Source organism: Natrarchaeobius chitinivorans, from assembly GCF_003841505.1.
Taxonomy (GTDB): Archaea; Halobacteriota; Halobacteria; order Halobacteriales; family Natrialbaceae; genus Natrarchaeobius; species Natrarchaeobius chitinivorans.
Genome location: NZ_REGA01000016.1, coordinates 13,456 through 34,386 on the forward strand (window position 1 = coordinate 13,456; position 20,931 = coordinate 34,386).

Annotated in this window: 19 protein-coding genes; 9 read left to right on the forward strand and 10 right to left on the reverse strand. The window is 64.7% G+C overall.

What is annotated here, in order from left to right; all coding sequences use genetic code 11:
• Positions 1-93 precede the first annotated feature (93 nt).
• Positions 94-495, forward strand: coding sequence for a PPOX class F420-dependent oxidoreductase (locus EA473_RS16045; protein ID WP_124196668.1), 402 nt, complete (start codon positions 94-96; stop codon positions 493-495).
• Between the two features lie 201 nt (positions 496-696).
• Here the strand turns inward: EA473_RS16045 and purB are convergent, their stop codons facing one another.
• Entirely contained in the window at positions 697-2,082 is a 1,386-nt protein-coding gene (purB, locus tag EA473_RS16050) for an adenylosuccinate lyase (protein ID WP_124196669.1), read from the reverse strand.
• Positions 2,083-2,258: 176 nt separating this feature from the next.
• On the opposite strand from purB, the gene purH reads away from it, so the two are divergent.
• The gene (purH, locus tag EA473_RS16055; RefSeq protein ID WP_124196670.1) at positions 2,259-3,896 is read left to right on the forward strand and encodes a bifunctional phosphoribosylaminoimidazolecarboxamide formyltransferase/IMP cyclohydrolase; all 1,638 of its coding nucleotides are present in this window, start codon (positions 2,259-2,261) and stop codon (positions 3,894-3,896) included.
• A gap of 78 nt (positions 3,897-3,974) precedes the next feature.
• On the opposite strand, the gene EA473_RS22600 is transcribed toward purH, so the two are convergent.
• Together EA473_RS22600 and EA473_RS16065 are read right to left on the reverse strand one after the other, a co-directional pair.
• Positions 3,975-4,382 carry a hypothetical protein gene (locus EA473_RS22600; protein WP_207890201.1) on the reverse strand — a complete coding sequence of 136 codons (408 nt, stop codon included), beginning with the start codon at positions 4,380-4,382 and terminating at the stop codon, positions 3,975-3,977.
• Positions 4,383-4,594: 212 nt separating this feature from the next.
• Positions 4,595-4,882 carry a PadR family transcriptional regulator gene (locus EA473_RS16065; protein WP_124196671.1) on the reverse strand — a complete coding sequence of 96 codons (288 nt, stop codon included), beginning with the start codon at positions 4,880-4,882 and terminating at the stop codon, positions 4,595-4,597.
• Between the two features lie 213 nt (positions 4,883-5,095).
• On the opposite strand from EA473_RS16065, the gene EA473_RS16070 reads away from it, so the two are divergent.
• The gene (locus tag EA473_RS16070; RefSeq protein WP_124196672.1) at positions 5,096-6,721 is read left to right on the forward strand and encodes a hydroxysqualene dehydroxylase; all 1,626 of its coding nucleotides are present in this window, start codon (positions 5,096-5,098) and stop codon (positions 6,719-6,721) included.
• 80 nt (positions 6,722-6,801) lie between these two features.
• On the opposite strand, the gene EA473_RS16075 is transcribed toward EA473_RS16070, so the two are convergent.
• Positions 6,802-7,674 carry a universal stress protein gene (locus tag EA473_RS16075; RefSeq protein WP_124196673.1) on the reverse strand — a complete coding sequence of 291 codons (873 nt, stop codon included), beginning with the start codon at positions 7,672-7,674 and terminating at the stop codon, positions 6,802-6,804.
• Positions 7,675-7,835: 161 nt separating this feature from the next.
• Here EA473_RS16075 and EA473_RS16080 point away from each other — a divergent pair, with 161 nt between their 5' ends.
• Positions 7,836-8,603 (forward strand): SIMPL domain-containing protein, encoded by a 768-nt coding sequence (locus EA473_RS16080; RefSeq protein WP_124196674.1) that lies wholly within the window; start codon positions 7,836-7,838, stop codon positions 8,601-8,603.
• A gap of 322 nt (positions 8,604-8,925) precedes the next feature.
• Here the strand turns inward: EA473_RS16080 and carA are convergent, their stop codons facing one another.
• A complete protein-coding gene (gene carA, locus EA473_RS16085; protein ID WP_124196675.1) occupies positions 8,926-10,002 on the reverse strand; it encodes a glutamine-hydrolyzing carbamoyl-phosphate synthase small subunit in 1,077 nt (358 codons plus the stop codon).
• 102 nt (positions 10,003-10,104) lie between these two features.
• On the opposite strand from carA, the gene EA473_RS16090 reads away from it, so the two are divergent.
• Positions 10,105-10,518, forward strand: a complete 414-nt coding sequence (locus tag EA473_RS16090) for an Lrp/AsnC family transcriptional regulator (protein ID WP_124196676.1) — start codon at positions 10,105-10,107, stop codon at positions 10,516-10,518.
• Between the two features lie 208 nt (positions 10,519-10,726).
• Here the strand turns inward: EA473_RS16090 and EA473_RS16095 are convergent, their stop codons facing one another.
• Complete coding sequence (locus EA473_RS16095; protein ID WP_124196677.1) at positions 10,727-10,972, reverse strand: hypothetical protein; 246 nt, start codon at positions 10,970-10,972, stop codon at positions 10,727-10,729.
• Positions 10,973-11,387: 415 nt separating this feature from the next.
• Positions 11,388-11,678 carry a translation initiation factor eIF-1A gene (gene eif1A, locus EA473_RS16100; protein WP_124196678.1) on the reverse strand — a complete coding sequence of 97 codons (291 nt, stop codon included), beginning with the start codon at positions 11,676-11,678 and terminating at the stop codon, positions 11,388-11,390.
• Between the two features lie 125 nt (positions 11,679-11,803).
• Here eif1A and EA473_RS16105 point away from each other — a divergent pair, with 125 nt between their 5' ends.
• On the forward strand, positions 11,804-11,983 hold the full coding sequence (locus EA473_RS16105) for a DUF7470 family protein (protein WP_124196679.1): 180 nt from the start codon (positions 11,804-11,806) through the stop codon (positions 11,981-11,983).
• A gap of 135 nt (positions 11,984-12,118) precedes the next feature.
• On the opposite strand, the gene EA473_RS16115 is transcribed toward EA473_RS16105, so the two are convergent.
• On the reverse strand, positions 12,119-14,092 hold the full coding sequence (locus tag EA473_RS16115) for a DUF460 domain-containing protein (RefSeq protein WP_124196681.1): 1,974 nt from the start codon (positions 14,090-14,092) through the stop codon (positions 12,119-12,121).
• A 240-nt stretch (positions 14,093-14,332) separates the two neighbouring features.
• Between EA473_RS16115 and EA473_RS16120 the strand changes: the two genes are divergently transcribed.
• A complete protein-coding gene (locus EA473_RS16120; protein WP_124196682.1) occupies positions 14,333-14,530 on the forward strand; it encodes a zinc ribbon domain-containing protein in 198 nt (65 codons plus the stop codon).
• Positions 14,531-14,620: 90 nt separating this feature from the next.
• Here EA473_RS16120 and EA473_RS16125 read toward each other — a convergent pair whose 3' ends face one another.
• Positions 14,621-15,976: a TIGR00341 family protein gene (locus EA473_RS16125; RefSeq protein WP_124196683.1), complete on the reverse strand. Its 1,356-nt coding sequence runs from the start codon at positions 15,974-15,976 to the stop codon at positions 14,621-14,623.
• Positions 15,977-16,202: 226 nt separating this feature from the next.
• Entirely contained in the window at positions 16,203-16,544 is a 342-nt protein-coding gene (locus EA473_RS16130; RefSeq protein ID WP_207890202.1) for a hypothetical protein, read from the reverse strand.
• Between the two features lie 102 nt (positions 16,545-16,646).
• On the opposite strand from EA473_RS16130, the gene EA473_RS16135 reads away from it, so the two are divergent.
• Together EA473_RS16135 and EA473_RS16140 are read left to right on the forward strand one after the other, a co-directional pair.
• Positions 16,647-17,582 carry an isoaspartyl peptidase/L-asparaginase gene (locus EA473_RS16135; RefSeq protein WP_124196684.1) on the forward strand — a complete coding sequence of 312 codons (936 nt, stop codon included), beginning with the start codon at positions 16,647-16,649 and terminating at the stop codon, positions 17,580-17,582.
• A 693-nt stretch (positions 17,583-18,275) separates the two neighbouring features.
• Entirely contained in the window at positions 18,276-20,678 is a 2,403-nt protein-coding gene (locus tag EA473_RS16140; protein ID WP_165875306.1) for a S8 family peptidase, read from the forward strand.
• Positions 20,679-20,931 lie beyond the last annotated feature (253 nt).

The window sequence follows — 20,931 nt, forward strand, 5'->3', positions numbered from 1 at the left end:
TGACGGGCGAACTCGACGAGCGGTCGACCGACCGTGCTCCGGAACTGCAACGGAAGGGGATTCAATTTAGTGTCACGACGGCGGAGTTCTCGTATGGCCTCGATTCCCGACGACTTTCAGGACCTGTTCGAGAAAGAGACGTTCGCGCACGTCTCTACCCTGCTCCCGGACGGGTCGCCCCACGTAACGCCGGTGTGGATCGACTACGACGCCGACAAAAACCGGCCCCTCGTCAACACCGAGCGCGATCGGCGCAAGGAGAAAAACGCCCGAAACGATCCGCGGGTCGCCGTGAGCATGACCGATCCCGACAACCCCTACCGAATGCTCTCGGTGACGGGCGACGTCGACGAGATAACGACGGCGAACGCCCGCGAGCACATCGACGAACTGGCCCAGCGGTACACCGGCGAGGACGAGTATCCGAATCCGATCGAGACCGAACGCGTTATCATCTCGATCGAACCCGATCGGGTGAGCGCGTTCGAGGGGTAATCGTCGTCCTCGAGCCGCCTATTCCTATACTTCGGTTTTCGAAGTTACTTCAAAAATTGAAGTGAAAGCTCGTCGAGAAAAGGCGACACGAACGGAATCCGGACGACCCCATACGAGCGGGCCAAACCCATACGGGCGAACTCACGCATTCGATCGGGCGGGCGTCGTCGCCGGTTGCCTTAGCGACACAACGCCTTCCGATCACTCGAGGTCGTCGACCAGCTCGTCCGCGACGCCGGTGTAGCCCGTCGGGGTCAGCTCGCGTAACTCCTCGCGGACCGACTCATCGACCGCGAGGTCGTCGAACAGCTCGCGGAAGTCCGCGAGCGTGACGTCCTTGCCCCGCGTGAGGTCTTTGACCTGCTCGTAGGCGTCTTCTTGCCCTTCGCGACGGAGGATCGTCTGGACGGCCTCGCCGATGATCTCGGGGGTCGACTCGAGGTCCTCGCGCATGACGGCCTCGGTGGGGACGACCTTCTCGAGGCCGGCGGCGGTCTTGTCGTAGCCGATCAGGCAGTGAGCGAACGCCGCGCCGATGTTGCGTTTGACCGTCGAATCCGAGAGGTCGCGCTGGAGCCTCGAGGTGGTGACGTAGTCGGCGAGGAAGGTGAGATCGGAGTTCGCCTTCGAGAGGTTGCCCTCGCTGTTTTCGAAGTCGATCGGGTTGACCTTGTGGGGCATCGTCGACGAGCCTGTTTCGCCGGAAACGGCCTCCTGGCCGAGGTAGCGGTCGGAGACGTATAGCCAGACGTCCAGATCGAGGTCGAGCAGGACGTCGTTCGCGCCGCGGACGGCGTCGAACAGCGCCGCGAGGTCGTCACAGGGGTTGACCTGCGTCGTCAGCGACTCGAACTCGAGGCCGAGGTCCGTGACGAACGCCTCGGCGAACGCCGGCCAGTCGACGTCCGGGTAGGCGGCGTGGTGGGCGGCGTAGGTGCCCGACGCGCCGCCGAGTTTGCCGCGGAGGTCGTCCGTGGCCTCGCGAATCCGGCCGGTGGCGCGAGCCAGACGAGCGGCGTAGACTGCCATCTCCTTGCCGAAGGTGGTCGGCGTCGCGGGCTGGCCGTGGGTGCGCGCGAGCATCGGGAGGTCGCGGTGGTCGCGGGCCATCTCCGCGAGCGAATCCCGGACCTCGTACAGCGCCGGGAGCAGCACCTCGTCGACGGCCTCGCGGACGAGCAGCCGGTGGGCGAGGTTGTTCACGTCCTCGCTGGTCAGCCCGAAGTGGATCCAGGGGGAGGCGTCGCTGCCCTCGGGCAGACGGTGGCGAACGAAGTACTCGACGGCCTTGACGTCGTGGTTGGTCGCGTCGAACTCGGCGTAGCCCTCCGTCTCGAGGGTCTTGATCAACTGGGCGTCCTCCTCCGCGAAGCTCTCGTACAGCTCGCGAAGGTGGGCTCGCTCCTCGAGGTCGAACTCGAGGGGCGTGGCCTCGAGGTTGGCGAGCGCGATCAGGTACTCGACTTCGACGCGAACGCGGGCGCGCATGAGCGCGGCCTCGCTCGCGTACGGCGACAGCGGCGCGGTCCGGCCGCCGTATCGCCCGTCCAGCGGCGAGACGGCGTACAGCGCGTGGGTGTCGGTCATCGTCCGACACTTTCCAGCGCGGTGCAAAAGCGTGTCGAAACCCGTCCCGGTGAGAGTCACGAGCGTGCATACTCGAGCGTACTGTTCACCGATCTTGGCTCGAACGATACACGATCGTGGGTATCGGTGGGCTCGAGACCGCAACCACTTTGCCCCTCGCGGGCGGCGATCTATCCATGACGCGAATCGCCGGGATGGCCGGCAACCGAGGGCGCAACCTGTTGAACATCGCCGATCGACGACCGGGCGGAGCGGAACTCGCAGTAATCGTCGCGACGAGCGAGGACGCGCCGGTGCTCGAGGCCGCCGCCGAGCGGGGGATTCCGACCGAAGTCGTCCAACCCGAAGCGGAGATGAGCCGCGGCGACCACGAGGAAGCGGTCCTCGAGGCGCTGTCGGACTACGAGTTCGAACTGGTCTGTCTCGACGGCTACATGCGCATCCTCTCGGATACGTTCCTCGAGTCGGCCCCGACGACGCTGAACGTCCACCCGTCCTTGCTGCCGTCGTTCCCGGGAGCCGACGCCTGGGGCGACGCGCTCTCCGCTGACGTCTCGGTGACCGGCTGTACGATCCACGTCGTGACGGACGCGACCGACGAGAACGGCGACGTAATCGAGGCAGAGATCGACGCCGGACCGATCGTCACCCAGGAGCCGGTGGCGGTCTACGAGGGCGACGACGCCGATTCGCTGAAAGAGCGCGTCCTCTACGAGGGCGAGTTCCGGGCGTATCCGCGTGCGGTGAAGTGGTTCGCCGAGGGAGCGGTCGAAGTGAACGCGGCCGAGGGCGAGGTGACGGTCGGTTCGGACGTCTCGAGCGCCGACGGAGCCGACCACGACGGCCTCCCGTCCCGACGCGTCGCCTCGAGCGACCGACTCGATACGCTGCGTTACGGGGAGAACCCACACCAGGACGCCGCGGTGTACGCCGATTACACCTGCGACGAAGCCAGCGTCGTCCACGCCGAGCAGCTAAACGAGGGCGCGAAGGACCTCTCGTACAACAACTACAACGACGCCGACGGCGCGCTGAATCTGATCAAGGAGTTCGACGAGCCAGCCGCCGCGGTGATCAAGCACACGAATCCGGCCGGCTGTGCGACGGCGGATTCGCTCGCGGAAGCCTACGAGAAGGCCCTGTCGACGGACCCGATGAGCGCATTCGGCGGCATCGTCGCGCTCAACCGCGAGTGTGACGCGGCCACCGCCGAGGCGATCGTCGACTCGTTCAAGGAGGTCGTCGTCGCGCCCGGCTACGCCGAGGACGCCCTCGAGGTGCTCTGTCAAAAGGAGAACCTGCGCGTACTCGACGTCGGCGAACTCGGCGAGCGGACGGATCGATTCACCGAGAAACCGCTCGTCGGCGGCCGACTCGTCCAGGAGCGGGACCTCCAGTCGATCTCGGTCGACGACCTCGAGGTCGTCACCGAACGCGAGCCGACCGAGGAGCAACTCGAGTCGATGGTCTTCGCCTGGCAGACGCTCAAGCACGTCAAATCGAACGGCATCCTCTTCGCCGACGGCACCGAGACGGTCGGCATCGGCATGGGGCAGGTGTCACGCGTCGACGCCGTGCGGCTCGCGGCGATGAAAGCCGAGGAACACGCCGAGGGCAAGGACGCCGAGGGCGCGGTGATGGCCTCCGACGCCTTCTTCCCGTTCCCCGACGGCCTCGAGGAGGCCGCGAAGGCGGGCATCGAGGCCGTCGTCCAGCCCGGCGGCTCGGTCAACGACGACGACGTGATCGCGGCGGCCGAGGAATACGACATGACGATGGCGTTTACGGGCCAGCGGTCGTTCCGACACGACTGAGACGGGTTACTGTACGTCGGTACCGGCGCGAACGTGGGACGGCACCCGGTCGCTCCGGATCCAACGAACTCTCGAGCCTTACAGGGAGGTGGTGGTATCGAGGCCGGCTGTCAACTGGTGGTGCGTCTGAATCCCCGTGTGGAACCGCTGAACGATCTCGGACTGGTGCTTCGGACACGCCATCGGGATGATCACCCCGTCCTGGACCTGGACCAGGGGATGGGAGGAATTGTACGGGGCGAGGCGGCAACCGGGACACGGTACCCCGCCGGCCGGTCGATGATGCAGGAGATCCGCTGTGTCCTCGGAGGTTAATCCACAGACCGACGAGAACTCCTCGAGATGCTCGTCACAGCTGAGGACGGGGATCGTGAGTTGGTCCAGGAGGAGAAACGACACCTCTTGGTGCCCGTCAGACTGGACGGCAGAACGGCACGCATCACATCCGATAGTCGACAGCGGCTGCTGGACATCTGGTGCTGCCATCGTGTATCCGCATGCCCCCACACAGGTAAGTCATGGGATGGTGGGCCTCCTCGCAACCGCTGGTGGAGACAGCTCCCTCGAATCCAGACGCGTTCTCCGACAGTCGCCCAGCTGGAACGGAGCCGAAAGTAGCCACTGCAAGACATCGCACACCTGATCGCCAGACGGATCGGTGATGGGCGTGTAAATCGTTGCAGTTGGTACGATAGCGGTTAGTCAGCGAACAGATCGTCGACGTATTGCTGTTCCCAGTCACGCCGGGCCTCGATCTCGCGGCTGCCGCGTCGGGTCACCGAGTAGACGTTCGTACGGCGATCGGCCTCTCCCTTCTCGAGGAGACCCTTGTCGACTAGCGTGTCGAGGTTCGGGTAGAGTCGGCCGTGGTGGATTTCCTTCTCGTAGTAGTCCTCGAGTTCATCCTTGATCGCTAAGCCGTGTGGTTCCTCGAGGCCTGCACTGACGTACAGCAGGTCGCGCTGAAAGCCGGTCAGATCGTACATATAAGAACTCGTGTCTGTTTCGGCTTAAGAATAGTGGATGAGAGAACTCCAATCGGTCGATAAGCAGACCCACGTATCGGCCACCCACCGAGAGATCTGATCGGTTTACCCGACTCACCGTAGTCACGAAACCGGTTTTGCAGCCGAGATATCCGGTCGAAACCAGCTCGTTAGGGGTGGCGGTTAATTCGCTGGCTACCGTAGAGCGTGATAATGACCACGTCCCTCGTAATCGGCGGGGGGATCGGCGGCCTCACGGCGGCACACGAACTCGCCGAGTGCGGCGTCGACGTTACCGTCCTCGAGGCCAACGACCGCTTCGGCGGGAAGGCGCGATCGATGCCGATCGACGACGGCCCCGCCCCGCTCCACGGCGAGCACGGCTTTCGGTTCTTCCCCGCGTTTTACCGCCACGTCGTCGAGACGATGGCACGAATTCCGGACGGAAACGGTACCGTCGCGGACAACCTCGTCGAGACCGAGGCGACGCTGCTCGCGAGCACCACCGGGCCCGATCGAGTCGCCGAGACGCGGACGCCCGACTCGGTTCGCGGCTGGCTCGAGGCGCTCCGGCCGGCGTTTTCCGACGAGTTGCCGGCCCGGGACGTACACTTCCTGCTCGAGCGGCTGGCGTACCTCCTGACCTCTTGCGAGCGCCGCCGGGAGGAGGAACTCGACGACGTCTCCTGGTGGGAGTTCGCCGACGCCGAGAACCGCTCGCCGGCGTTTCGGAATCGGCTCGCGTCGACGACCCAGTCGCTCGTCGCGCTCAGACCGCAGGTTGCCAGCGCGCGGACGATGGGGACGATCTACCTCCAGTTGCTGTTCGGACAGCTCGACCCCTCCAGACCGACCGAGCGGATCCTGAACGCGCCGACGAACGAAGCCTGGATCGACCCCTGGCTCGATCACCTCGAGGGCCTCGGCGTGGACCTGCGTCCGAACACCGCCGCCCGATCGATCTCGTTCGATGGCCGGCGGATCGACGGCGTCGAACTCACCGACGGGACGGCGATGACGGCCGACGAGTACGTCCTCGCGGTTCCGGTCGACGTCGCACCGGCGTTCGTCACACCGGAACTGGCTCGCGCCGCGCCGGAACTCCGCCGGATCGAGCGCCTCGAGACCGCCTGGATGAACGGCATCCAGTTTTACCTCTCCGTGGACCTCGAGTTGAGTCCCGGCCACCAGGTCTACACCGACTCGCCGTGGGCGCTGACGTCGATCTCACAGCGACAGTTCTGGACCGACTACGATCTCGAAGAGCGGGGACCGGACGACGTCGCCGGCGTCCTCTCGGTGATCGCCTCCGACTGGACGACGCCGGGGGTCCTGTACGACAAACCGGCCCGGGAGTGCACCCGCGAGGAGATCGCGGCGGAGATCTGGGCCCAGCTCCGGGCACACCTCCACGCCGCGGAACCGCAACTCACCGACGACGTGCTCGTCGACTGGTTTCTCGATCCCGCGATCGTCGAAACCGACGGCGGCGTCGAGAACCGCTCGCCGCTTTTGATCAACACCGTCGGCTCGCTTCGCAACCGGCCACCGGCCGACGTCGGCGTCGAGAACCTTACCATCGCGGGCGACTACGTCCGGACGAACGCCGATCTGGCATCGATGGAGTCGGCGAACGAGGCCGGCCGTCGGGCCGCGAACGCGATCTGTCGACGCCACGGAATCCGCTCGAGCGCCCGGGTCTGGGCCCTCGAGGAACCCGTCGTCTTCGAGCCGTTCAAGCGGGAGGATCGGTTCCGCTACCGCCTCGGGCTCCCGCATCCGGCGGAAGTGACGCAGTCGCTGCGTTCGGTGACGGCGCGGCTCGGCGGACGGTCTTAGGGGCGTCCCAGGCCTGAACTGATGAGCGAGATCAAGCAGTATGGTCCGATTTCGCTCATCAGTCGACGCTTGGAGGGTACTTAGCGAAACACCGAGCCAACGCGGTCACGAACCCGCCGCCACAGCGCGGTCGAGACGGGATCGTTTCGTTTGACCATGACGACGGAGCCGTCGGCTTCGCGAGCGACGGTCTCGGGAACGTCACCGACGAGAACGCGCCGGTAGAGCCCACCCTCGGCAGCGCCGACGACCGTGACGTCGTGGAGCTCGCTCCGGTCGACGATGGTGTCGACGACCGGTCCCTCGAGGACGGTTTCTTCGACCGATTCGACGGCCCCGAGCGTCGGTGACGTCCGCGTCAACATGTCTCGAGCGCTGGAGACGGCCTCCTCGGTGCGGTCGGGAACGACCGTGAGAAGTTCGACGCGGGCGTCGTACGCGCGAGCGAGCGAACCGGCGACCGACGAAGCGAGCGCCGTGTGCGGCCCGCCGGCGACGGGGACGAGAACGGACGACACGCTGGTTCGATCCCGATCGATGCGTTCGACCAGCACGTCACACGGCGCGTCGGCCAGCACGGCGTCGATGTAACTCCCGAGGACGACGTCACGCCGACGCGGTCGTCCGCGCCACCCGAGCAGAACCGCCTCGGCGTCGACGTCCGCCGCGACGCCACAGATCCCGCTCGCGACGCTTCGGCCGAACCGCACGCGTCCGGACGCGTCGACGTCGTACCCGCGAACGCGCTCGACCGCGTCGCTTACGAGTTCCTCCTCGTCCTCGACGTCGAGTGACTGTCGTGCCTGGACGAGCGAGAGTTGCATCGGGACGGTGACGACGGTGAGGACCACGATCTCGAGATCGCGATCCGCTGCGAGGTCGACGGCCGTATCGAGGAGCCGGTCGGCAGTCTCCGGATTCGCGACCGGAACGAGGAGGCGATCACCAGCCATAGACGCGGACTATCACGCGAGCGGACATAAGTGCGATGCCGGCTGTCGAAGGAAGTGCTGTGCCGGCCGTCGAAGGAAGTACGATACCGGCCGTCGAAACCGGTGAAAGAGACGTTTTAGTTTGGCGAAGGGGTATGTCATCCTCGACCGATACTCGAGGTATGGATCGACGACAGTTCCTCGCCGCATCGACGGTCGGCATCGCCGCTGCGACCGCCGGCTGCATGGATAGCGTTCTCGGAAGCGACTCGAGTGCGGGCCCCGAGGCCCGAATCGACGGCGCGGCCGACGGGTCGATGGAGCGAACGATCGAGGTGAGCGCGAACGGCGAAGTCGAAACCGAGCCGGACGAAGCCCGACTCCGGGTCGGCGTCGAGGTGACCGGCGAGAGCGCCGAAGACGTCGAAACCGAACTCGCCGAACGGGCCGAGACGTTGCGAGACGCGTTCGACGAACTCGGAATTCCCGACGACGACGTCGAATCGGGGCGGTACAGTATCCGACCCGAGCGAAACGGCAGCCGATACGAGGGGACACACACGTTCCGGATTCGCCTCGACGACGTCGACAGTGTCGGTGACGTCGTCGACGCAGCCGCCGAGGCTGGAGCCGACAACGTCGGCCGAATCAACTTCGGCCTGAGCGACGAGAAACGGGCCGAACTCCGAAACGAAGCGCTCGAGCACGCCCTCGAGAACGCCGACCAGGAGGCCCAGTACATCGCGGACAACCGCGGCGTCTCGATCACCGGCACGAAGTCCGTGTCGACCAGAAACGTCGACGTCGTTCCCGTTCGAGCGGACACCAGTTATCTCGCGGCGGAAGCGGACGTCGCCGACGACGCGGGGCCGAGCACCGAGATCGACTCCGGACTCGTCACCGTGACCGCCTCCGTGGAGGTCGTCTACGGCTTCGAGGACACCGGGTGAGTATGCTCGGCGAGCCGCTCGGACTCACTGATCGATACGGTCCGCTGTAAGTCATTGCCGTACGGCCCCAGGCGAGTCGAGGTTCTCCGGTATATCGTGCCAACAGACCGTACGCATCTCGGCGATCGACCCCGGTAACGCCTCGTTCCGTCACGCAACTTCCAGTATCACGCCAGGTGAACCCACTGAACGGCCCGGGAACTGACGGACAGCAGAGCAATCAGTCGTCAGCAGATCGCATCGGACGGGTTCCTGTCACGATGTGCCGGCACACCCGACCTCGGGTCGCGGGTGCGCCGGAAATGACCGACAGTAAACCGTATCAGTCGTCGGCTGGAACGGCCGTGGTCGTCTTCGCGGGTGCCATCGCGAGGACGTCGTCGAAAAAGTCGAGGGTGTCCTCCGGCCCCGGATTCGCTTCGGGGTGGTACTGACGGGTGAGGACGTCGTACTCGAGGCCGTCGAGACCCTCCGGCGTGTCGTCGTTGACGTTGATCTGGGTGATCTCGAGGTGATCGCCCGGTTCGGCGACGGTGTAGCCGTGATTCTGGGTGGTCATCACGACCTGTCCGGACTCGAGGTCGAGGACGGGCTGGTTGACGCCGCGGTGGCCGAAGGCCATCTTCTCGGTGGTGCCACCGAGCGCCTCGGCGACGATCTGCTGGCCGAGACAGATGCCCGCGACGGGGGTGTCCTCGACGAACGCCCGGACGAGCGAGATCGCTTCTTCGTAGTTGGCGGGGTCGCCGGGGCCGTTCGAGATGAACAGGACGTCCGGGTCGATCGCGGCGACGTCCGCCTCGCTCACGTCGTAGGGCAGGACGTGGACGGTCGCGTCGCGAGCGACCAGCGAGTCGACGATCGAGCCCTTCGCTCCGCAGTCGACGAGCGCGACGTCGGGACCGGCGTTGTCCGCGCCGTGGACGACCGGTTCGTCGACGCTGACCTGCGCGCCGATGTCGGTGTGTTCGCTCATCCCCTTACACTGCCCGAGTTGCTCGAGTGCGTCCTCTTCGGTGACGTCCTCGCCGACGGCGATGCCACACTTCATCGCGCCGCCGTCGCGGATGTCGGTGACGACCTCGCGCGTGTCGAGGTGGTCGACGGAGGGAACGCCCTCGCTCTCGAGCCAGTCGACGACGTCGGTGGTGAGTTCTTTGGCGAGCACCGCGCGGGGGTGGACGCGGTCGTCCTCGAACCGCTCTTCCCGGACGCCGTAGTTGCCGATCAACGGGTACGAGAAGGTGAGCACCTGCTCCTCGTAGGAGGGATCGGTCAGGCTCTCCTCGTATCCTGTGTACGCCGTCGTGAAAACCAGTTCTCCGCGAGCCGTGCCCGGAGAACGACCACGTCCCTCGAGTACGTGGCCACCTTCCAGTGCAACGTAGGCCGCTGTCATTACGATCTACGTATCGGGCACACCTCCATAAGTGTTGTCTTCGAAGCTGAGTTACGAAATTCGTAATCGGTAAGTGGGGCCTGATCGTAGTCTCGAATCTCTATGGACGACCTGGACCGACAGATCCTCGATATTCTCCGCCGAGACGCCCGGACGCCGTACACCGAGATCGCGGACGAAGTCGGGACGAGCGAGGGAACCGTTCGCAACCGCGTCGAGCGGATGATGGACGACGAGATCATCGAGCGCTTTACGATCTCGACGCGGACGGGGAACGTCAAGGCGATGGTCGAGATCAGCGTTGCCGTCGACGTCGATACGAAAGCTATCTCGGAACGGATGGCGACCTGGGAGGAAGTCGACTTCGTCTGGATGGTCTCGGGCGAACAGGACATCGTTCTCGTCGTCGACGCCGCCGACACGCGCGGGGTCAACGACCTCATCACGCAGGCTCGAGACCAGGAGGAGGTCGTCAGTACGAAGACCCGACTGATCCTCGACGAGGAACTCGGCTAGGTCGGCCTCGCGGGACCGCAACTCGCCGAGTGAGACGGACCGTCCATTGCCGGGCGGGCGAAACCAACCCCGATCTCGCCGCTGTATCACTGTCTCATCCCGTATGAGCCCGGTCTTCGAACGGACGTTCGAGCGTCAGCAGGCGCTTCGAGACGCGAAACTGACCGTCTCGGCCAGTTGCTCGAGAGAACAGCGCCTCGAGCGGCCGTCACTCCGACCCGGACGGCGAGTACGCGCGAGCCTCGGCCGTAAACGCCAGCAGCCCGATGCCGGCGATGCAGTCGGAACAGCACGTCTCGGTGACGGCTTCGTACCGCCCGGAGAGTTCGAAACACGGATCGCTCGAGAGGCGGATCACCCGGTCGTCCCGAACGCGTTTCCCACAGCGATCGCAGTCGGTTTCGGACGAACCGTCGACGCCCGTCCCGTCGGCGACGTCTCGTCCGTGACTCATCGGGGACGCCTCCCCGCTCGTCGCCTCGAGCGTCGTCGGTCGGTGTGGCTCCCGGCGCGGTGGCCGCCGTCCGGAGCCGCAGGTCGATCGATGCCGATACGCCGTCGTCGTGCGAGAGCTTTTTGTCTCGGTGGCAGTAACGAAAGCATGGCAGCCAAGTGTCCGCTTGGAAGCCACCCGTCTCGGGTGTGCTCGCACCCGGGGCGTTTCGTACGCACGCCCCCGCGTCCGCATTCTGGAGCGCGTGGCTTCCATCACGATGATTCAGACGAGAAATAATATAATTTTTGGTGTGCAGTGAAGAAATCGGAGTGGCGGGCTCCGAGACGAAACCGGTGTGTTACCCGGACCTCGAGCGCGGAGCCACGGCTCGGACTCGAGTACGCGTGCGAAAACGAACGTTCAACCGCGTCAACTATTGAATGTGGCCTTCTCGGCGAAGCTGGTCGGCGTCGCTCTTCTCGTAGCGCCAGGTGATGTCGGCCTTCTCGTCTTGCCAGTCCCAGGGTTCGACGAGTACGACGTCGTCCTCGCGGATCCAGATGCGCTTTTGCATCTTGCCGGGAATGCGTGCGGTCCGCTCTGTCCCGTCCGCACACCGTACTTTCACTCGATTCGCCCCGAGCATGTTGGTGACGGTCGCGAAGACCTCGTCGTCTTCGGGCATCCGAAGGTTCTTCCGACCGCCCTCGCCGTCGTCGCTCATGGCTCGAGATTTACGTCCGAGCCGTTTAACCCTTTATCGATCCGCTCGAGAGAACGTCACGCTATCGTGTCGGTTCGGATCGACGAAACCACGCGTTTTACGTCCCTTCCCTCGAGTCCTCCGACATGCTCGATACTATCGGTCCGCTCGGAATCGTCGGTATCCTCGTCTTGCTCGCCGGCATTGCGGTTGTGGCGTACGCAAACTGGATCATCGCTGCGGGGATCGCGTTGATACTCGCGGGGATGGGACTGGTCGTGAAATCGCTAATCACGAGCATGCTCCAGAGCTTCGGAATGTTCTGATATACTGTCGGATGGAACTATTTGAAGATCGGTCGCGCTACTGCGGCCGTCCCCGAGGCTGACGGCCGTGATTCCGCGACCTCACTGACTTCTGTCCGACAGTATACGAATCGGCAAACGCGACACCGATCCGTATCACACTTCGTCGCTTCCGGCCCGGTGTTCGCTGATGAGCTGGTCGACCATCGCCGCTTTCCGATCTAGCTCGCGTTCCTCTGCCAGTTCGTGCCAGTCGTCGATGACCGCTTCGACGTCGTCTTCGCGGGCGACGGCGAGTTCGTCGACTTCCTGCATCGCGACGTCGCCGGCCGGCCCCACCGGGATGTCGGCTTCGAAGAGAATCTCGTCGGCGACGTCGGAGAGCCCGCCGTCTTTCAGGACGACTCGAGGGTCGAACTCCGCGAGCAGTTCGGCCGTCGACCGGCCCGCGCCGCTCGCATCGCGCAGGTAGACGACGTCGTCGACCGCGATTCCGTACTGGTCGTCTGCTTCGCGAATTGCGCCTTTGGTGAACTTCTCGACGACCTTGACCGGAACGAGACCCTCTTTCTCCGCGGAGACGTCGCTGAAATTCGAGTGATCCAGCTTCCACAGCGCCTTCATCCGGTCGACTTTGTCCTCGAGCGCCTCGACTCTCTCGCGGGCCTCGTCGCGTTCGTACTCGAGGCGCTCGGCCTTGCGCCGGTGGCGCGTTACCTCGCGGTTCCGTCGGACCTCCTTGCGTTCTTCCCGGCGAGCGGCGTCGAGTTCGCCCTCGAGTTCGTCGATCCGGTCGTCTTTCTCCTCGATGCGACCCTCGAGGGTTTCGACGTGTGACTGGAGGCGCTCGACCTGTCGCTCGAGATCCTTGATCCGGCGTTCTTCCTCGGTGAGCTCTCTGGGTTCGTGGCCGGTCGAGTCCTCCTCGGAGTCCTCGTCGTCGTTCAGATCGGCGAGGACGGCTTCGACGCTCTCCTCGCCGGCGACGACGCGGGCGATGACGTCGCCCCGGTCGATTCCCGGCGGGAGCTTCGTCGAGATGCGTTCGAACTGGTCCTCGTGGGCGTCGAACGCGTACAGCGCGGCCGCCATCGCGTCGCGCTGGTGGTCGTCCTCGTAGGCGTGGTCCCGGGTCCGGTGTTGTTTCTCGTCGATCGGAAGGTCGCGGGTCGGCTTCCACCCCGCGGCGTCGAAACTGCGCCGGAACTTCTCGACCGTCTCGGGCATCGGCGTCACGTCCGCGGCGACGACGATCGGCCGACCGCGTTCGACGATCCACTCGATCACGTCGGCGGCGTCGCTCGTTCGCGAACTCCAGACGTCGAGTACCTCCCCCTCGAGCGAGACGATCGCGACGGCGGTCGTCGTTCCGGGATCGATGCCGACGATGACGTGATCCCGCCGCTTCGCGAGCGGGCGAAACTCGATGCCGTCCCGGCGCGTCCGTTCGATCTCGACGCGAACGTCGCCCGAGCGCTCCCGGGAGACGGGGATGTCGCTCGGACGCGCCTCGACGGTGAACACCGCGTTCGCGTAGCCGCCGTAGGACTCGCGAACGTCTTTCTCGTACTCGAGGTTCGCCTCCTCGAGATCGGACTCGACTTCGCGGGAGCGGCGCTTGACCGAACCGTGGATGCGACGGGTGTACCGGTCCTCGCTCCAGCCGCCGCTGCCGGTCGACCGCCCCCTCGAGACCTTGACTTCGGTCGTGTCGGTAAACGCGGACACCTCGTAGCCGACGTTGTGGGCGGCCAGTCGAGCCGCGGCCTCCGCTTCTTTCATCGGCTCTTTCCCGTAGGGAATGCCGTGACGTTTCGCGACCCGAGAGAGGGGCTCCGGCCGCTCGTCTCCCGTCACCTGAACCAGCCTGGTCCCTGCAGGAAGCGAGCCGAGAAAGTGAACGAGCTGGTCTTTGTCCGCCGCCAGTTCGTACATATTGTCCGTCGCGACGATCGCCGGCTCCACGTCGTCGATCAATCGCCGGAGTTTTCGGTGGGAGACGACGTCGCGATCGATTTCGTCGCCGTCGTACTCGACCAGTGCGTAGGAGGGCGCATCACCACGCACGTCACCGCTCTGGACGTCGACTCCGAAGACGACCGCATCGAGCGCACTCGTTCGCGTACTCACGGACGGTCCTAGGGACGAGTCGGGTATAAATCCGACGCGGCCGTGAGTACGGGACCAGTTCGTACTCTGGGTAGTCACCGACGGGCCACCCGATCTCGAGTAAATCGATCGACAGGAAGACTCCACGAGACCGTCCGTTTGACACGCGCGGATATCGAATCGCCGGCCGAATCCGCTTTCGCCGGCCAGATTCGTTTTCGTCGGCCAAATTCATTTCACTGCGCCCCCCGTTGGAGACGTATGCGGGGGACATACAGATGTACGTCCTGTACGGCCTACTTCAGGGCGTCTCGAGTGCTCTGTGGCGTTTGCGGGACGCCCGGGCTCGAGACGGATCGCAAGCGGTGTCCGGGCTGTGGGTCGAGTTACAGCGACTCCCCACACCAGCACTGCCCTCGCTGTGGGTCCGACGAGGTCGAACTGGTTCGATCGGGGTAGTGCCGTTCGTACGACCTCGCGTGTTGATTTGCTCCCATACGTCGACGCTAACCCACCGGTACGTCCTACAGGGATCCGTCCGAGGCGTGACTACGTTCCCGTGACCGGCTCGTCGGTCTCCGTCGGCGTCTCGAGTTCGGCCCCACCGATCGTGACGAACCGGACCTGGACGTCGGTTTCGCCGGCCGTGTGGGCGTTTATCCGTTCCTCGAGCGTCTCGACGGCGACGGCGTCGTACACGCCCGGTGGGCCGCCGATTTCGATTACCACGACGTCGATCTGCTGTGTGGCGTCGAGGGAGGCGTCGAACGGCAGTCCCTGCTCGCGAACTTCGACCTCGAGCTCGAGAAGCGACATGTCGTCGTACTCGGCGAGGACGTCCTCGGTCTCCTGGGTCGCCGTTCCTTCGAACTCCGAGATCTGATAGGAGGAGTACGTCATCCCGGTGAGAAACAACGAGAGGAGGAAGATGATGACGACGAAGACGGCCACCTGCTTGAAAAACTGACGCTGGGCCGTCGAAACCTCGAACACGCTGCCGGGCCGATACCCCATGTATCGAAGCGTCAGGAGGCCGGCGAGGTTGACACCGAGGAGGTTCACCAGGACGAGTACCGTCGATCCGAGCGCGGCGACGGGGAGGCCGTAGGCGATGGCGATGCCGGCCGCAGCCATCGGCGGGACGAGTGCAGCGGCGATCATCACGCCAACGATCGCGATCGAAAAGCCGGTCGCGAGGCTGAGAATCCCCGCAGCGCCGGCCCCGAGCGCGACGGGTAACAAAAGCAGTTCCGGTGCGATCCGTTCGACGATCTCGTCTATCTCGGTAATCTCGGCACCGGGCGGAACAAGAAACAGCGCCTGGAACAGCCAGGCGACGAGCGCTGCGGCGGCGATACCGCTGAACACGCCGGTAAACTGATAGCGCATCCCGGTAGCAAACACCTCCCGATCGTTGACGACGGTCCCGATCGCCGCGGAAAGCGCCGGACCGATCAACGGTGCGATGACCATCGAGCCGACGACGACAGCCGGCGAGTCCAGCAGAAGTCCGACGGTCGCGACGACTGCACTGATCACCGTCATCGCGAGGAACACGCTGAACGTCGGCGTCAGTTCGTCCGCCCGGGTGAGCAGTTCCTGTCTCGAGATCTGTTCCTCTTCGACGGTTTCGGTCGCGTACTCCTCTTGAAGGGCGTCGAATTTCTGTGAGATAACCGTCTCCGCGTCGACGACGACGGTGTACGACTCCTCGTCGATTCCGGCGTCCTGGAGCGAATCGAGGATCGATTCGACGGCGTTCGTCGGGACCGGAAACGTGACGATCGAATCGTACTCGCGAGTACTGGTCTCGTCGGTCACGACGTAATCGATTCCCTCCTCGTCCAGCAGGTCGAGTACCGCCTCCCGTTTCCCGACGGGAACCGTGACCTGGATGTGCCGCATCCTCAGTACGTGGGCCTGCGGGGCGAAAACGACTGGGGCAGAAAGTGCGTGGCTACGAAGACAGCCGCTCGTCGTTCTCTGTAAGCGGATCGAATTGGTTCAACGATTACTCTAATGGGCGGGGAACACTCGGACGGACAACTGCTCAACGGAGGACAATGACGGACGACTGCTCAACGGAGGGTAATGACGGACAACTGCTCAACGGAGGAGACCGCTCGTCGAACTACTGCTCGACCCGTTCGTCCTCGGCCGCCACGTCCCCGTCTCCATCCGCAACTCCGCGTTCTGTGTGCGGGTTCGGGTTCGGCTGATTCCAGTGGCGAGCGATCGCGAACATTCCGATAGCACCCAGCAACACACCGACAGCCAGTGTTAGCCCACCCACGGGAGCGGGGAACCACGATTCGCCAATTCCAACCCACCACGCGGCGAGCAGCGAAATCGCGACGACGACGATCGTCGTTCCGACGTCGACGGGGTCCCGGTCGTCGGTTGTCACCAGTCGCCCGACTGCGATAACCGACATCGTCACACAGAATGCAACGAGCAGAGCGACCGGCGACATCGTCGCCGATGATTCACAACGCCTCGTCGTAAGTGTGGGGGTTTTGTCTCATCCGACCGGTCACTCGCCAGGCATTATACCGATCAGCCCAGAGGTGGGTGCATGCAGGTACTCGTCCACGGCGGTGCCGGAACCGTTCCCGACGAACCCGAACCGAGACGCGCCGTCCTCGAGCGGGCGGCCGACGCCGGCGTTGATCAGTCCAACCCGGTCGACGCCGTCGAGGCTGCAGTGGCCGTCCTCGAGTCCTCACCGCGGTTCAACGCCGGCGTCGGAAGCGCGGTCCAGAGCGACGGGACCATCCGGACCGACGCGGGGATCATGACCGACGACCGAGCGGTCGGTGCGGCCTGTTCGATGCCGAACGTCGAGCACGCCGTTCGCGTCGCGCGGATCGTCATGAAGGAGACCCCACACGGGTTCGTCTCCGGCGAACACGCCGTCTCGCTGGCCGACGCCTACGGGGTCGAAACGGACGTCGATCTCTGGACCGACCGCACTCGCGAGAAGTGGAGCGACGACTCATCCGAGCGAGGAAAGGGTGGAGTTCGGTCGGAACTCGAGTGGATCCGCGGGCGGTACGGCCGATCGGATCCGGACGGAAACGATCGTCCACAGCGCGATACCGACGACGACGGCCGATGGGACGACCACGACCACGACACCGTCGGCGCGGTCGCGCTCGACGGCGACCGTCTCGCGGCGGCGACGTCGACCGGCGGCCGCTGGCTCGCACTCGCGGGACGGGTCGGTGACGTTCCGCAGGTCGGCTGTGGCTTTTACTGCTCGCCGGCGGCCGCCGTCAGCGCCACGGGTGCCGGCGAGGACATCGCCCGCGTGACTCTCTCCCGTCGCGTCGCGAGCCACGTCGAACGCGGCCTCGGGGCCCAGGCGGCCGCCGACCTCGCGATCGAGGAGTTCGCGGAACTCACGGGCTCGAGCGCCGGCGTGATCGCCCTCGACTCGCGGGGGGAGGTCGGCTCGGCGTACAACAGCCGAGCGATGCAGACCGCTCGAGCGTCGGATCGATCTCCGTAGCCTCGAGGTGAGTTCGACGATTGTCGTCAGATATCTTTATAATCGTCGACTTCGATCGGTCCGGTATGCTACAACCGCGCCACTGCGGGACGAGACACTGTCCCCGCTGTGAAGCGACGCTCACTAACGTTCAGGGAATCGACGCCTGTCTCGAGTGTGACTGGGTCGGGAGTCGGACGAACTGATACGGAGTACTTAGGGATTATCGTAGGAGTTCATAGTTTGCCGCTAAAGAACCGAGACACAGTGTCGGAGGCCCGGTTTCGAGATCTCCGGGAGGCTACGATAATCCCTAACTGTAACCGTTTACGGGCGCACCCGCCGCCCGGATCGCGGGTGCGCCGGCAACGACGTACAGTAAACCGTGTGAGGGCGAATCTCGGAGCCGTTCGTCGGTTCTCCGACGAACCGGGACGCGACGACGGAGACTGGGCCCGGTATCTCCGGTTGGCTACGGTACTCCGTATCCCACTGAGCGATACTGTTCTTCGAACGACCCGTTGCAGTGGGTCGGAAACAGCGGGTCGGTTTATCACACTTCGTTGCCGGTTGTCAACGACGAACTTCAGCAGTTCACCGTTTATATTCGAACCGTGTTTTGAGTGACAGGATATGTATGGAATGATATTCGAATAAATCATCCCCAGTTCGCGAAGATTTTTGTTAATTTCACGAGAACCTGACTGTCGTCGTATGCCATCTACCGACTTCTCGGAGCACGATCGACGATCGGTTCTCAAAGCCGCCGGTGCGCTCGGCGCACTCTTTGGGTCGTCCGGCGTCGCCAGCGCGACGCCAGAACGTGCTCCCGGTCCTAAGAAAGAAGAATTGCTCGTCGGCGTCTCCCCCTCGGCTTCGGACATCGAACGAACGGTCCAGTCCGGACTTACCAGTGATGCGGACGTCGTTCACTCGAACGAGGTCATAAACTACGTCTCCATTACGTTTCCCGCACAGACGCCCGAAGAGGCGAAAGAACGCGTTAAAGAAGCGCTCGAGCGGATCGACGAAATCGAGTACGTCGAAGAAAACGCGACGATCGAGGCGCTTCACACGCCGAACGATCCCCATTACGGCTCTCAACACGCGCCACAACAGGTCAACTGCGAGGGGGCGTGGGAGCGAACGCTCGGCGACGACGACGTCGTCATCTCGGTCGTCGATCAGGCCGTCCAGTACGATCACGAGAACCTCGAGCCGAACGTCGACGACCGCATCGGCGAGGTCTTCGTCGGTCGGATGAACACGCCCTATCCCGCCACGTCGAACGAAACCCACGGAACGATCGTCGCCGGCATCGCGGCCGGGGCGACCGATAACGGGACCGGGCACGCCGGCATCAGTAACTGTACGTTCCTGAGTGCCCGCGCGCTCGACGAACGCGGCAGCGGCTCGCTTTCGGACGTCGCCGACGCCATCCAGTGGTCGGCCGACAACGGCGCGGACGTGATCAACCTCTCACTCGCCAGCTCGAGTGACTGGCGGACGCTCGAAAACGCCTGTGAGTACGCCGTCGAACAGGGCTGTCTTCTCGTCGGCGGTGCTGGAAACGACGGCGGTTCCGTCCTCTACCCCGCCGCTTACGACTCCGTGATCGCCGTCTCGGCGCTCACCTCGAGCGACCGACTCGCGTCGTTTTCGAACCGCGGGTCGGCGATCGAACTCGCGGCACCCGGAACCAGCCTCGTCTCGACCGACCTGAACGACAGCTACACGCGCGCGTCGGGAACGTCGATGTCCACGCCGGTCGTCTCGGGCGTCGCCGGTCTGGTGCTGTCCGCGTATCCGGATCTCCCGGTCGAGACGCTGCGCGAGCACCTCCGGAAGACGGCGACCGACGTCGGCCTCTCGAGTCACGCACAGGGGTACGGCCGGGTGGATGCGAACGCCGCGGTGAACACGGTTCCCGACGGATACGAACCGGACGACGGGGATGGTGAAGACGAGGACGAGACCGAAGACGACGAAGACGACGAAGAGGAGCCGGCGGGACGCCTTCTGGCGTTCATCACCGAACCCGACGCACGGTCCGCGGGTTACGAGTTCACGGCCGACGGACCGGTCGAGTTCGCCGACGCGCCGTACGAGAGCCCCTCCGGCGGCAGCATCGAGGGCGGCACCTACACCTCCGAGGACTTCGTCGAGGAGGACGATGGGACGTGGCACGCCGGCGGCGTCACCGGCGGCGGTCACGGCGACGCCTTCTGGGTCGACGGCCCCGTCACCTCGATCGACCTCGAGCAACCCGACGGCATGTGGCTCGAACTCGATCGCGAGGAACTCTCCCCCGAAGAGGTCATCGCGGAAACCGGCGGCGAGGAAGACGAGGAGGACGACGAAGAAGACGAGACCGAAGCGGACCTCCTCGCGTTCATCACCGAGTCGGATACCAGGGGTGCGGGGTACGAGTTCACCGCCGAAGGCCCCGTCGAGTTCGCCGACGCGCCGTACGAGACCCCTTCCGGCGGCAGCATCGAGGGTGGAACCTACACGTCCGAGGACTTCGTCGAAGAGGACGACGGGACGTGGCACGCCGGCGGCGTCACCGGCGGCGGTCACGGCGACGCCTTCTGGGTCGACGGCCCCGTCACCTCGATCGACCTCGAGCAACCCGACGGCATGTGGCTCGAGCTCAACCGCGAGCGGCTCTCCCCCGAGGAGGTCATCGATGCGACGGGTGGCGACGGCAGTGACGACGAAAACGACGGCGACGACGATGGCGACGAAAACGACGGTGACGAGGACGAAGACGAGCCCGATCGATGCGGGGCCGAAACGGAGACTGCGAGCGTCGAAAGCAGCCTCCGTGCGAGCTGGTGGGGTGGAAGCGACAGGTGGAGCTACGCCTTGCGAACGTCGTCCCCCTGTGGTGCAACGATAACGATCGACGGGCCGTCGGACGCCGACTTCGACCTCTACGTGACCACCGACGGGAGTCGACCGTCACGGACGAGTTACGACGAGGCGTCGACTGGCGACGGGAGCGACGAGGAAGCCACCGTCGACCTCTCGGGCGGCGAAACGATTCGTATCCTCGTCCGTGCTGTCGACGGGAGCGGGAACTACACGCTGACCATCGAGGAGCGCGGACGGTAACCGGCAGTTCGAGTCGGTTGCGCTTCCGACCGTCGATAATGGGGCTCGACCTCTCCCATGAATTCGATCGAGGCGGTGTCGAAGTCCTCATACGGATTACTGTACCTGTGTACTGGCGCACCCGTCAGCCGGGTCGCGGGTGGGCCGGTAATGAGTTACAGTAAACCGTATCACAGAGAGTGTCGGTTCGACGACGGATACGAATCGGAAACCTCGAGCGCGCACCACCCGAGGAATCCGACCGGAAGCGACG